The following is a 12,373-nucleotide window of genomic DNA, read 5'->3' on the forward strand; positions in this document are numbered from 1 at the left end:
GTACATTAAGAAGCAATTTTTAAAAGGTACAAATTTAAGGTATATTTATGGAGAACGTTAAGAAATTTAAATACTTTACCGTATCGTCACTGGCTTTTGGAACCTGGAGAATTGGAGGAGGTTATTGGTACGCTTCTCATGATAGAGATAACGAGTGGGTGAGCGCGATTCGTAAGGCGATTGAGCTAGGAATAAGGCTCATTGATACTGCCGAAATGTATGGAAATGGCCACGCTGAGGAATTAGTAGGTGAGGCAATTAAGGGGTTTAATAGAGATGAGCTGTTTATAGTCTCCAAGGTTTGGCCTAGCCATGCTGATTATGATAATGTGATAAAGTCAGCTAAAAATAGTTCTAAAAGGCTAGGCACATACATCGACCTCTATTTACTTCACTCGCCTTCAAGAGTACCCATTTGCAAGACCATAAGTGCATTTGAGAAGTTAGTTGATGATGGTGTAATAAGGTATTTTGGCCTAAGCAATTTCGATGTAGATCAAATTGAGAGAGCTAGAGAGTGTGTTAGTAAATACGAGATTGTGGCAATTCAGAATCATTATAGCCTGCTAAATAGGGATGATGAGAGGAAGGCTTTAGCTTATGCAGAGAAAAATGGATTGATGTACATGGCATATACTCCATTGGAAAATGGAATATTGGCGAGAAACGAGTTCTTAGCAAGTATAGGTAAGAAGTACAATAAGACTACTATTCAGGTAGCCTTAAACTGGTATATCACTGGTAGAAATAGTTTAATACCAATAGTTAAGGCTTCCAAAATACCCCACGTTGAAGAAGATGCTGGTGCAATGGGTTGGAGATTGTCGGAAGAAGATTGGAGGGAAATAGATGAGCATTTTAGAGAGAAGAGTTACTTTTTAGATAAATTCGTCTCGTCTCTGAAATCGATAAGACCTTGGTCTAGTTAATTTTAAAACCATTTAATAGAATTAATATCTATGAAGAGAATCCTTGTTGGCTATGACGGTTCGGAAAACGCTGAGAGAGCATTAGATTTCGCAATAGAATTGGCTAGTAAATTTTCCGCTAGGCTATTTGTAGTAGAAGTTATAGACCTTACATTGTTTTATAATTCAGGAGTATTACCTCCACTAGAAGCTACTAAAAGCTTAGAAGAGAAAGCTAAGAAGGATGTTAAAAAAGCAATAGAAAAGGCTAAAAGCAAGGGTGTTGATGCAGAGGGTATTACTTTAGAGGGGGATCCAGCGCATTCTATTCTAGAGTTTGCTAAGGATAACCAAGTCGATGTAATAGTAATTGGGAGTAGAGGTTTATCAAAGGTTCAACGAATATTCCTAGGGAGTGTATCGAATAAAATTGTCCAAGAATCCAAGATTCCCGTAATTGTAGTTAAGTAAATAAGGAGCGAATTCAAATTATTTTTTATGTTTGGAAAGCTAGTAGCAGTTATTGATAAGCTTAATGAAGGTAACGTTATAGAAGCCGGTAATGAGTTACTATCAATAGCAAAGGATTATGAGGATCAAGATAAGATAATAGATCTGCTAGCTGAAATAGAGAAAGAGATAAAGGAATTTAGAAGTAGTAATGACTTTTTACATAGAGATGATTCCCCTTTTATGGAAATGGTTAAGAAAAGTATGGAAGAGATGAGAGTATGTAGGGAGAACAAATTGAAAGCGTTAATACTCCATACGCTCTACATAATTAGTAATGGGAATGAGATATTATTGAACATGATAAAAAAAGCAAATATAGGAAAGCCAAACACATATATATGACCTTTCAAAATATAATAGTGTGAGCTTCGACGCTGATGTTATAATTGTTGGGGGAGGATTAGCTGGACTTTCTGCGGCAATTACTGCTAATAGAGAAGGGCTCTCAACAATTGTGTTAGAAAGGGGAGAATATTCTGGAAGTAAGAACGTTTCTGGAGGAAGAATGTACGTCCACGTATTATCACAACTATTTCCAGATGCCTTAGAGAGAGCACCCTTAGAAAGACCGGTAACTAAAGAAACGTATGAGATTTATTGTGAGGAAGGAAAGAAGGTCACTTTTTCATTCCAACATAAAACTAAAAATAGTTATACTGTGTTAAGGGCTAAGTTTGATCAATGGTTGGCTAAAGAAGGTGAAAATGAGGGAGTATTGATCTCTTATTCTACGCTCGTAACTAATGCTAGAAGGGAAAGCGATTACGTGGTAATAGAGACAAATAGAGGTGAACTTAAGGCACCTCTGGTCATAGATGCTGGTGGAGTAACCGCTCCAATATCCAGATTCTTAGGGATTAAAAAACTAGAACCCAAAACATTAATGTTAGGAGTTAAAGAGGTATTGGATATTAAACCAGATATGCCAGAAGATGAGGGTGAGGCTAGAACTATAATGGGATTGATAGGAAATTTGAAAGGAGGAGGTTTCGTTTACACAAATAAAGATACATTGTCCGTAGGTGTTACAATAAAAGTTGAATCGTTATATAATTCTAGCATACCATCACATGAAATCGTGGAAAGATTTAGGGAATCGCTAGGCTTAAACGGGAATATCTTAGAGTATTCCGCCCATTTAATTCCATATTACGGTTATGATAAGATAGGTAAGATTCACGATAAGAATTTAATCTTAGTAGGTGATGCGGCTGGATTTCTAATAAATGATGGATTCAACATTAGAGGAATGGATTTGGCAATAGGTTCTGGAATTATTGCTGGAAAGGCTGCCAAGAAGATCAAGGAACTTAATGATTACAGTAGAACTGACATCTATTACGAGATGCTCAAAGAATCATTTGTACTAAGGGATATGAAAACTGCTTTAAGGTCTTTTAGTGTGTTAAGTGAGGAGGAGATTTTCACTAAATACCCTAAGGTTATTTGCAATGTTCTAAGCAAGTTATTTACAGTAACAAGGGATGGAAAGGAGAGGCCAATTAACGTTTTGCTTCAGGAAAGTAAAAGCGAAAACGTAAATACTACGAAGATGTTAACTGATATTATGAGGTTGTTTATATGATGGATCTCCTAAAGAGATTATCATTAAACAAGTATAATGTAGATAGAACCACTCATATAGAAGTAAATACTGACATCTGCCTAACCTGTAAAGATAAGCCTTGCACTAAAGTTTGCCCTGCTGGAACCTATGAACCTTCCCCAGATGGGAGAATTATAGTGCATTATGAGAGATGCTTAGAATGCGGTGCCGCATTGGTTGCATGTCCCTATGGTGCCATAAAGTTCCACTTTCCAGAAGGAGGTATAAGCTATAAATATGGATAGGTTTTTCATTTCAAATTGTGGATTTGTTAATAGTTAATCATAGGGACTTAAGGCATAATAAAGCTGGAGGAGCCGAACAAGTAATTTACGAGGTATCTAGAAGATTAGTAAAGAAAGGAGTTAGTGTAACGTGGCTTTCCGAAGAGGTAAAGGGGTTACCCAAGGAAGAGGAGATTGAAAATATTAGAATAATGAGGAGGGGAAATTCACTCACCTTACACCTTTATGCGCCAGTAGAAGCGAGGAAACATGAGATTGTCATTGATAGTGTAGCCCACGCTGTACCATTCTATTCTTACCTAGTAAATAAGAACGCAATTGCATTGGTACATCACGTTCATCAAGATGTAGTGAAATACGAGTTAAACCCAATAATGGCTAGGACTGTAGCCTTTTACGAGAGGAGTGTAGGTAATTATAAGAATATTATTGCAGTTTCCAACACTACCAAAAGGGATTTAGTGGAGAGGTTGAAGGTCAGAGAGGATAAGATAGAGGTTATCCATAACGGAATTGACCATAGCGTTTACAAGCCCGGCAAGAAGTCAAGTGAGCCAACAATTCTTTGGATAGGAAGACTAAAGAAATATAAGAATCCGTTAGATGCCATAGAGATCGCTAAGAGAGTTAAGGCCAAGCTGATTATGGCCGGGGGAGGAGATCTGGAAAAAGAGGTAATCGAGAAAATAAAGAATGTTAACGGTGAATATCTTGGGAGAGTTAGTGAAGAAGATAAGATAAGACTATACCAGTCAGCGTGGATTGTAATAGTAACTTCATTCATTGAGGGTTGGAGCATGGTTACGATTGAGGCTAATGCATGCGGAACCCCAGTAGTTGCCTATGATAAAGGATCCCTGCCTGAAATCATAAGGAATGGTGTGAATGGGTATATAGTGGAATATAAGAATATTGAGAGAATGAGCAAGATAATAAATGAGTTAATAGGAAATGAGGAACGGATTAAGGAACTATGGAAAAGCAGCTATCAAGAATCTTTAAACTACAACTGGGACAAGAGTTCTGAGAAATATTACAATTACTTGATTCGTAAAGCATCAGATTAATTTATAGGAATGATAATAATAATTTATGGGCAAAACAACATCTGAGCTTCTAATTGAAGCCATTTCCTCACAAGTAACTGACGTATTTGGAATACCAGGGACCCATGGTTTATCGTTATATGAGGAGCTCAGAAAGAGGGTAAGTAACGGGGAGATAAGATATTACATGCCCAGATTAGAGTATGGAGGAGCTATTATGACAGATTATTACGCTAGATTAAAGGGAAATGTTGGAGTCTTCATGTCAGTTAATGGTCCGGGCTTTACTAATTCCTTGACTGGTTTAGTTGAGGCTTATTCTGAAGGCTCACCCCTTGTACTAATCTCCCTCAATAAGGAATTTAAATATAGGCATAGGAAGCAACTCCACGATTCTGGGTATTATGACTTACAATTAGAAATGGCCAGACAAGCGACAAAGGCCTCTTTTAGAATTTACTCCCCAGAAGACGTTCCAATTATAATGGAGCGAGCTTTTAGAATAGCCCTAGAAGACAAGATGGGACCAGTTTACATTGAAGTTCCGGTTGATCTACTAGAAGAAAAGAGTAATATTGAAGATTATAAAGCTAGTAAGAGGATTCATAGAACATTAGTTTACCCTACAAAAGAGGAAATAAGGGAAGCATTAAATTTCCTAAGCGAATGCTCGAAACCAATTCTACTTTTAGGTTATGGTGCATCAAGATCGAACATCATAAGTTACATTGACAAGTTGGGAATTCCAGTGTTGACTACCATTAGAGGGAAAGGGAGTATTCCGGAAAATCATCCTTTATATGCTGGAACAATATTTAACCTTAGTGAAATACCCGGAGATTGCCTCATAGCAATAGGGACGTCATTTAACGATCTCGAAACTAGTAGATGGAGTATTAAATTGCCGAGAAAGATACTCCACGTGGATCCAGACGTAAATGTATTTAACACCTCCTTTAATGCAGAAGTTACCATAAAGGCTAGTGCTGAAGCTTTTCTAGAAGAGATAGTTGAGAAGGTAAATTTGCCCAAATGGAGTTATGAAGTAGATGAAAAAACCAATATAGAAAGTAGTAGCAGCGGAATAACTCATGACTACTTAGCCAAGGTTTTAGATGAGACGTTAAGTGAGGACAGAGTTATAATTGCTGACGCAGGTACCAATCAGGTTATGGCAATGGATATAAAAGTATATAGGTCTAATTCGTACTTTAATTCCCTTATCTTTAACGCGATGGGATCAGCCATTCCAGCTGGCATAGGAGCCAAAATTGCGTCTCCAGAGAGGCAAATAGTAAGTATTATAGGAGATCTAGGGTTTCAAGGGTGTTTAAACGAGTTAATTACAGCAGTCCAATATAAGGTTAACTTCTTAACAGTATTAGTAGAGGATGGCGTACAGCATTTTCTAAGATTAAATCAGAAAATGAGATATGGGAATACCTTCGCAACTGATGTGTTTCAAATTGATTACACTAAGGTTATGGAGGGAATTGGGGTTAACGTAATTGAGGTAAAGGATAGGGAAGATCTTAAGAAAAGTGCAGAAGAAGCTGTTGGATTATCTCTTAAGAGTCCAACAGTTCTAAGAGTCCACGTTAGCCCTAATAGTATACCTTCTAGATTGTTAATGAAAAGATAGTTATTTATATTAAAATAAGGTATTTTACTTATGGTTAAGATAGTACTATTTTCTCCAACTCCTAATGATTTTAAGAGAGTTGGTGTATATGAAAATGGTAAGATCATTGACCTTGTAAAGGCTTACGAATTATTGTACGACGCTAAGCCCCCAAATTGGTTTTACGATACTAAGGGTTTAATTGAAGGTGGAGATGGAGCGATGTTAATGATAAAAACTGTTTTGGACACTTTAAGGGGTAGTGAAGATAAAGTGTCTTATGACCCAGAGAAGATCTTCTATTACCCGCCAATTACAAATCCAGAGAAGATCTTCCTATTAGCCGTTAATTACAAGGCTCATGGTAAGGAGACTAACAATGAGCCACCTAAGGAACCTTACATATTTACCAAGTTCTCAAATGCGTTAATTGGCCACAATCAACCAATATTATATCCAAAGGCTTCAAATAAGGTTGACTACGAGGTTGAGCTTGCAGTTATAATTGGGAAAAAAGGGAAGTATATAAGAAAAGAAAGAGCCTCTGATTACGTATTTGGTTACACAGTATTTAATGATATTAGTTATAGGGATAAACAATTTCCATCAGAAATGCCCTACGGTATGAGATGGGTTCACGGTAAAGGTATGGACACTGGAGCTCCAATGGGGCCATGGATAGTTACCAAAGACGAAATACCGAACCCCTATGAATTGAGATTAACTTTAAGGGTTAACGGCGAGGTTAAGCAGGATGCTTACGCTGAGGATATGATATTCAAGATTGACGAAATAATTGAGTACTTATCAAATGGTATAACACTTAAGCCTGGAGATGTAATATCAACTGGAACTCCTCCCGGAGTCGGATTAGCTACGGGTAAATTTTTGAAACCTGGCGATGTGATTGAAGCTGAGATAAGTAAGATAGGTGTCTTGAGGAATTATTTAGTAAAAGAGGAATAAAATCATATCTTTATTATGGCGTAATTTATCCCCAAATATGCTAGAAAGAACAATGGTAATATAACGTCTGGTATATCGAAGACGACCTCACTTATCCATAAGGTACCTAGGCTAAAGAGTAACGCTGAAAGAACAAACTTCAAATGAGGTAATCTAATTCTAGCCACTTGCGATTTTAGTATTGCTGTTAGAACCACTACTAAAAATGAAGCTAGTATAGCGCCCATTAATGCTGACGAGTAGCTTTGAGGTATAAGGGCTAATATAACTAGTGCTGCCTCAAATCCTTCAATTGCAGAAACTGTAAACACCACTGACAACCCTTCTTCTTTCTCTTCTCCTTTCTTTCTAATTCCTTTGAATGATCTCCTAGCACTCCTTATTAATCTATAACCGAAGTAGAATAGAATTACCGCAGAGGCTAAAAGTACGTAATTTAATGGAACCAAGTATATTAACCTACCCACAGTGAAGGTTGGTATTAGGACAACTGCAACGCCTAATACTGCATAAATGAATGGCAAATTGTTTTTGTAAATATTATGATATATTGCAGCTATTGCTCCAGCTTCAGTTAGTTCAAGAAGGGATATTCCTAATGCAGCAAGGAAAACACTTACATCCATAGTTTGAATCACGAGGGTAAGTTTATAAAATTATTATTTAACCTTTTACATAAAAAGGTTAAGGGGCAGAAAGCCTTGCCAGCGGGGATGGATAGCCCCTTATAATGTTTAAATACTCCTTTGTAGATATATCCATTAATGATATTAACGACGCTTCTCCCCAGCTCGATTGAGGGTTTAATGGGACTGCGGGAGGGGCATCTATTATCCCTCTTTCTTATTTCACGGGATCCAGACACTGTGAATGATGGGTCCCCCACTTTCCAAATGGGAGTGGATCTCTGATCCACTCGACTGCCCACCAAATGAGAGATGCAAACCCGAATCAATGGTGGGAACGATGAACCACTCTGAAGGGGGAACCTTACTCTCTCAGGACGTGGAGGAAGTCAGCTTTTCCCACTTGCCTTTGAATAAAACGTATTTGCCCTCCTTAGCTATCACCTTTCCTTTCCTTATCACAAATCTAGGAGGCGACATGAAACGAATTAAATCTATGACGTCATCAGCATCAGTTACTAGCAAGTCTGCCTCATTCCCAATTTTAATCCCATAATTTTTAACTCTCCATGCCTTAGCCCCGTTAAAAGTTATCAAATTAATTGAGGAAATTAACTCTTCAAAACCCATCATTTGATCCAAATGAATAGCCATAAAGAGAACTTGCAACATATTTCCTATTCCTAAAGGATACCAAGGATCCATTATGCAATCGTGACCCAATGCCACATTAACATTGGCGTTTAGCATTTCCTTTATGGGAGCCATTCCTCTCCTTTTAGGATATCCGTCAAATCTACCTTGAAGAACGACATTTATCAAAGGATTTGGTATAACAGTTATTCCGGCTTTAGCTACATATGGCAATATCCTAAACCTGTATGCTGAATCCCAACTGTGCATTGCAGTAACGTGACCAGCGGTAACTCTCCCTTCCCATTTGTTCTCGATGGTTTCCTTTACTAAAACTTCCAAATACCTTGAATTGGGATCGTCAGTCTCATCAACATGCCCGTCAACATCCTTATTGTAATCCTTAGCTAATTCAAATGCGAATTTAATTGACCTAAACCCATCCTCTCTACTAATCTCATTATGAGGAATTAATCCAACATTATCTACACCATTTTCTAACGCTTTTCTAAGAAGTTCGTCATTGCCCTTCTCTGTAAATATGCCATCTTGAGGGAATGCAGTAATCTGAATATCTACAATATCCTTACTTTCCTCCTTAACCCTATTAATTGCCCTCAATAGTTTGAAGGATCTTTCAGTAATATCAACGTGTGTCCTTATCCAAAGAGTACCGTATGCTACGAATAGCTTTACTGCAGTTAATGCATTTCTAATTACTTCATCTTCGCTTATCTTATTCCTCATATCTTGCCATATCCTTATTCCTTCCCATAGTGTTCCACTCCTATTCACAGCTTTGGTAAAAGCGCTGTCCAAATGGAAGTGCATGTTAAAGTATGGTGGGATTACTAATTTCTTTTCAGCGTCTATTAATTCGTCATTACCTCTGCATTCACCTAGGCAAGATATCCTCTCATCTTCTATTCCAATATCTACAATCCTTCCGTCTAATAGTCTCGCATTCCTTATCGTAATCATTTCGGTAAAATGTTAAATCAAGACTTTTTATCTATTATTGTTGCCACTACTAGATGCGGTCTTAGTTTGAAGTTCTCTAACTGTCCTCATAACAACTTTCAATATTTCGCTTCTTGAGGGTTCTTCGTATATGGTTTTACATATCGTATCGATTGCTAATATGTATGTATTTAATGTAGTTTCTAGAACTTTAATTGAAGGTTCTTCTATTACGAAATCTAATTTTTTTATCTTTTCCTTAAGGACGTTTGTTAGAACATCAGGATCTATATCCTTGGAAACTTCATACTTAGTTCTAACCTTCCTTCTTTCCTCTCTGTTATGAAGGAAGATTGCAGCTTGAATCATTATACTATTTGGTATTTTTACTGGAACCTGATCATCAGTAAATATTGTAGTATAAAGCAAGGATATGTCCGTGACTGTACCAGTATATCCTGGGATCAAGAAATCATTGGAGAAGAACTTTGGAGGATAAGTCGGGGCTATTAGACCATACTGCCACGTTGATATTGTCACTCTATCTCCTACCTTATACGGTCTAGAAATTACTAGCATTATCCCACCGAATATGTTACTAAGCACATCTTGTGAAGCTAAGCCTAAAACCAATCCAGCGAAACCGCCTGCTGCTAATGCTGCCCCTAAACTCACTCTCACTAATACAAAGAATCCTACCAAGGCTATGATATACCCAATAAGTCTAACTACAAACGAAACACTACTAGCATTATCGTACCCTATCACATTTCCTAACCTATTCCTTATGAGAGATCCTATGAAGTATGAAACGATAACTGATACTATAAACCAAATTCCAGCATAAATATAGAGTAGATAATCACCTGGAATTATTTTAAATACGCTGGATAATACGAAAATTCCTCCACCAATCGCTATTCCGGCTAATATCACAGTTAAGATAATTGCTATCACTTTTCTCTCGTTTAAAGCCATAGTATTACCTTTTGAGTAGTCGTTTATATCACTTATGTCTAGTAATAAGAAAAATCAGCATTCCCTATAATGTTAACTAATCCTTATTATCCTTAAATACTATTTCACTACATGGGTTACAGATCTCGTCTTTACCATGTTAGGTTACCGATAATCTACAAGGCTTACTACTTCTATCTTAAAAGTAGGAAGTATTTATTGTCTAGAAAATATGCCCTAAATTACGCTAGGAAGAGGAGAAAGCTAATATTCTAGGATAACTAGTAGAGTCTAATGATATTTAGATATTCTAACGGTACAATAAGCTCAGAAGATCTAACGTTGTGTACTGTTAAGGTTGAGGGTAATGTAATAAGAGTTGAGGGTAGTTATAATTTACTGCTAAAACGCAAAGGGTTTAATACTTATGAGATTTATCAATACAATTCTAAGATCGGTGAAATTAAAAACTTTAATCTACAATATAGTATGTTCAATTTCATTGTAAGCAGACCACAGTTGGTTGCATTCACGAGAGGGTATGAGAATAGCGTAAAAATCTTTACCACTAGTAACACTGAGGTGGGTGAAATAAGGAGAATTCAAGACGGTTTAGAGGGATATCTTAATGATACATACGATCCATATATTATCATAGTCTACTTAGTATTACTCTCAAGTTTCTCTAATGCAATGCCATATCCTAGATACAGAACTTCTAGGGTTTCGAAATATAGGGGATTAATTTATTTCATTCCATTATTATTAATACTAGTTTATCTAATACCTCTACCTTATTATATAGATCTTGCCATCTATATAGCGTTGTTAATAGTATTCTACTACTTTCTGGTAATAAGACGAGTAAATACCCTACCAAGTCATGTCTGATTTCATCCTTGTCATAAATGGCGAGGCTTTCAGTCGTAAAGCTCTTCTAGGGAATCAATACTCTTCCACCCTTCATCCTTAATTTCCTTAAATGCAGTGTTCACTTGTATGGAGTGCATCTTAACGTTATCAATAATATCAATAGTTTTTAAGTATTCGGTAAATATTTGGAGGTTTAATAAAGTCTCGGATAGATCGGATTTCTTGAAAACCTTTCCCAGAATACCCTTAGCCTTCCCCTTGTATACTTGAGGTTCCACTACCAATGTGTTTCCCGTATTTGTTTTAGCTATAAGGAATGGTACGATTAAAGTAGTATCCTCAGCTAGATCCAGCTTAGTATTATAGAACGATTCTATATACTTAATGAAGTTCTCAATATCTTCTTTAACCTTATTAGCCTTATTCTTGAAGTCGTTAGTAAGACTATCCAAATCCCTAATCGATTTATTTATATTCTCGATCTCAGAATTCTTATTGGAATATAAGGAGTCAAGTTCCTTTCTTAAATTTTTAACCCCTTCCAAATATTTCCCAGCAATTGAATCCCTTACTTGTCTTAGTTCATTTAACAGACTTTCAAATTCGTTCTTAGAGTTTTCAAATTCGTCCCTTCCTACAATTCCCCCTTCGTACTTTAAACTTGTAATAACATGCCTAGTTGTCGTATCAGCAAGTCTTGAGACCCGGGAGTTAATCTCATTATTTATTTTATTATATATCTCACTGTAGACTTTCTGAATCTCGTTATCAATCTCCTTTTTCTTGTTTTCAATTAATTCATTATATTTTTTATTAATCTCATCTAGTTTACTGGCATAATCCTTTTTTATTCTTAGTCTAGCATCATCAACTTCTTTTAATAGGTTTTCCAACGACGTTATTGTAGATAAAGCCTCAGCCTTTAGATTAATCAAAGTATCGTTAATTACCTTCACGTCATGGTCGCTGATTTTAGAATCTAGCAGAAATAACTGATAATTTACGTTTAAGGTGTTCTTTGCGACTCTAAGTAATTTGTCAATCTCAACATTTAATAAACCTACTAGCGTTATCTCACTGGAGCTTACTCGCTCTAAATTTATCTTCTTCAAATTGGAGACAAATGTTGTATAATCGTTTATTGAAGAAAATTGTGAAGCCATATCATTGAATGGAGGGTAGAGATACTTTAGTATTCTTGAGGAAGTTCTTAAAGTCTGATCTAAAACTAAAAACCCTTGGTCAGTCTTTTTTATTAGTAAGGGCCATCCTATTATTGACGCTCTTACTATTTTCTCCTTTCTTTCTAAATCCAAATTCAATAAGGAGATTGCAATTTGTTTATGAAAATTTATCTCATTATAATTTTGATCTACAGCTAAGGGAACAAAATACGTTTGCATCAATAATATTAAAAAG

At 36.4% G+C, this 12,373-nt stretch carries 14 protein-coding genes; 10 read left to right on the plus strand and 4 right to left on the minus strand.

Annotated features, from left to right (window positions below):
• Positions 1 to 47: 47 nt before the first annotated feature.
• From J5U23_RS03760 to J5U23_RS03795, 8 genes are read left to right on the plus strand one after another with little or no spacing between them, the layout of a single operon-like run.
• Positions 48 to 929: an aldo/keto reductase gene (locus tag J5U23_RS03760; protein WP_218261221.1), complete on the plus strand. Its 882-nt coding sequence runs from the start codon at positions 48 to 50 to the stop codon at positions 927 to 929.
• A gap of 30 nt (positions 930 to 959) precedes the next feature.
• The gene (locus tag J5U23_RS03765) at positions 960 to 1,379 is read left to right on the plus strand and encodes a universal stress protein (RefSeq protein ID WP_218267005.1); all 420 of its coding nucleotides are present in this window, start codon (positions 960 to 962) and stop codon (positions 1,377 to 1,379) included.
• Between the two features lie 27 nt (positions 1,380 to 1,406).
• Positions 1,407 to 1,763, plus strand: a complete 357-nt coding sequence (locus J5U23_RS03770; RefSeq protein WP_218259494.1) for a hypothetical protein — start codon at positions 1,407 to 1,409, stop codon at positions 1,761 to 1,763.
• A 19-nt stretch (positions 1,764 to 1,782) separates the two neighbouring features.
• Entirely contained in the window at positions 1,783 to 3,006 is a 1,224-nt protein-coding gene (locus J5U23_RS03775; protein ID WP_218267006.1) for an FAD-dependent oxidoreductase, read from the plus strand.
• Positions 3,003 to 3,272 carry a ferredoxin family protein gene (locus J5U23_RS03780; RefSeq protein ID WP_218259496.1) on the plus strand — a complete coding sequence of 90 codons (270 nt, stop codon included), beginning with the start codon at positions 3,003 to 3,005 and terminating at the stop codon, positions 3,270 to 3,272. Before J5U23_RS03775 ends, J5U23_RS03780 begins: the two co-directional genes overlap by 4 nt.
• 17 nt (positions 3,273 to 3,289) lie before the next feature.
• The gene (locus J5U23_RS03785; protein ID WP_218267007.1) at positions 3,290 to 4,339 is read left to right on the plus strand and encodes a glycosyltransferase family 4 protein; all 1,050 of its coding nucleotides are present in this window, start codon (positions 3,290 to 3,292) and stop codon (positions 4,337 to 4,339) included.
• 25 nt (positions 4,340 to 4,364) lie between these two features.
• Positions 4,365 to 5,960 carry a thiamine pyrophosphate-binding protein gene (locus J5U23_RS03790; protein WP_218267008.1) on the plus strand — a complete coding sequence of 532 codons (1,596 nt, stop codon included), beginning with the start codon at positions 4,365 to 4,367 and terminating at the stop codon, positions 5,958 to 5,960.
• A 30-nt stretch (positions 5,961 to 5,990) separates the two neighbouring features.
• Entirely contained in the window at positions 5,991 to 6,905 is a 915-nt protein-coding gene (locus J5U23_RS03795; protein WP_218259499.1) for a fumarylacetoacetate hydrolase family protein, read from the plus strand.
• Positions 6,906 to 6,907: 2 nt separating this feature from the next.
• On the opposite strand, the gene J5U23_RS03800 is transcribed toward J5U23_RS03795, so the two are convergent.
• From J5U23_RS03800 to J5U23_RS03810, 3 genes are all read right to left on the minus strand, one after another.
• Positions 6,908 to 7,531, minus strand: a complete 624-nt coding sequence (locus J5U23_RS03800; RefSeq protein WP_218259500.1) for a hypothetical protein — start codon at positions 7,529 to 7,531, stop codon at positions 6,908 to 6,910.
• Positions 7,532 to 7,903: 372 nt separating this feature from the next.
• On the minus strand, positions 7,904 to 9,145 hold the full coding sequence (locus tag J5U23_RS03805) for an amidohydrolase family protein (protein ID WP_218267009.1): 1,242 nt from the start codon (positions 9,143 to 9,145) through the stop codon (positions 7,904 to 7,906).
• 27 nt (positions 9,146 to 9,172) lie between these two features.
• On the minus strand, positions 9,173 to 10,102 hold the full coding sequence (locus J5U23_RS03810; RefSeq protein ID WP_218259502.1) for a mechanosensitive ion channel family protein: 930 nt from the start codon (positions 10,100 to 10,102) through the stop codon (positions 9,173 to 9,175).
• Positions 10,103 to 10,213: 111 nt separating this feature from the next.
• Here J5U23_RS03810 and J5U23_RS03815 point away from each other — a divergent pair, with 111 nt between their 5' ends.
• Both J5U23_RS03815 and J5U23_RS03820 read left to right on the plus strand, forming a co-directional pair.
• Positions 10,214 to 10,357, plus strand: a complete 144-nt coding sequence (locus J5U23_RS03815; RefSeq protein ID WP_218267010.1) for a hypothetical protein — start codon at positions 10,214 to 10,216, stop codon at positions 10,355 to 10,357.
• 18 nt (positions 10,358 to 10,375) lie between these two features.
• Positions 10,376 to 10,972, plus strand: coding sequence for a hypothetical protein (locus tag J5U23_RS03820; protein ID WP_218267011.1), 597 nt, complete (start codon positions 10,376 to 10,378; stop codon positions 10,970 to 10,972).
• Between the two features lie 29 nt (positions 10,973 to 11,001).
• Here J5U23_RS03820 and J5U23_RS03825 read toward each other — a convergent pair whose 3' ends face one another.
• Positions 11,002 to 12,357, minus strand: a complete 1,356-nt coding sequence (locus tag J5U23_RS03825; RefSeq protein WP_218267012.1) for a hypothetical protein — start codon at positions 12,355 to 12,357, stop codon at positions 11,002 to 11,004.
• Positions 12,358 to 12,373: the final 16 nt, after the last annotated feature.

This window comes from Saccharolobus shibatae B12, from assembly GCF_019175345.1.
Lineage (GTDB): Archaea > Thermoproteota > Thermoprotei_A > Sulfolobales > Sulfolobaceae > Saccharolobus > Saccharolobus shibatae.

Excerpts from the sequence above, each read along its gene's own strand:
- J5U23_RS03760 (WP_218261221.1), top strand. The coding sequence starts at position 48 with ATGGAGAACGTTAAGAAATTTAAATACTTTACCGTATCGTCACTGGCT.
- J5U23_RS03765 (WP_218267005.1), top strand. The coding sequence starts at position 960 with ATGAAGAGAATCCTTGTTGGCTATGACGGTTCGGAAAACGCTGAGAGA.
- J5U23_RS03770 (WP_218259494.1), top strand. The coding sequence starts at position 1,407 with ATGTTTGGAAAGCTAGTAGCAGTTATTGATAAGCTTAATGAAGGTAAC.
- J5U23_RS03780 (WP_218259496.1), top strand. The coding sequence starts at position 3,003 with ATGATGGATCTCCTAAAGAGATTATCATTAAACAAGTATAATGTAGAT.
- J5U23_RS03790 (WP_218267008.1), top strand. The coding sequence starts at position 4,365 with ATGGGCAAAACAACATCTGAGCTTCTAATTGAAGCCATTTCCTCACAA.
- J5U23_RS03795 (WP_218259499.1), top strand. The coding sequence starts at position 5,991 with ATGGTTAAGATAGTACTATTTTCTCCAACTCCTAATGATTTTAAGAGA.
- J5U23_RS03800 (WP_218259500.1), bottom strand. The coding sequence starts at position 7,531 with ATGGATGTAAGTGTTTTCCTTGCTGCATTAGGAATATCCCTTCTTGAA.
- J5U23_RS03805 (WP_218267009.1), bottom strand. The coding sequence starts at position 9,145 with ATGATTACGATAAGGAATGCGAGACTATTAGACGGAAGGATTGTAGAT.
- J5U23_RS03810 (WP_218259502.1), bottom strand. The coding sequence starts at position 10,102 with ATGGCTTTAAACGAGAGAAAAGTGATAGCAATTATCTTAACTGTGATA.
- J5U23_RS03815 (WP_218267010.1), top strand. The coding sequence starts at position 10,214 with ATGGGTTACAGATCTCGTCTTTACCATGTTAGGTTACCGATAATCTAC.
- J5U23_RS03820 (WP_218267011.1), top strand. The coding sequence starts at position 10,376 with ATGATATTTAGATATTCTAACGGTACAATAAGCTCAGAAGATCTAACG.
- J5U23_RS03825 (WP_218267012.1), bottom strand. The coding sequence starts at position 12,357 with ATGCAAACGTATTTTGTTCCCTTAGCTGTAGATCAAAATTATAATGAG.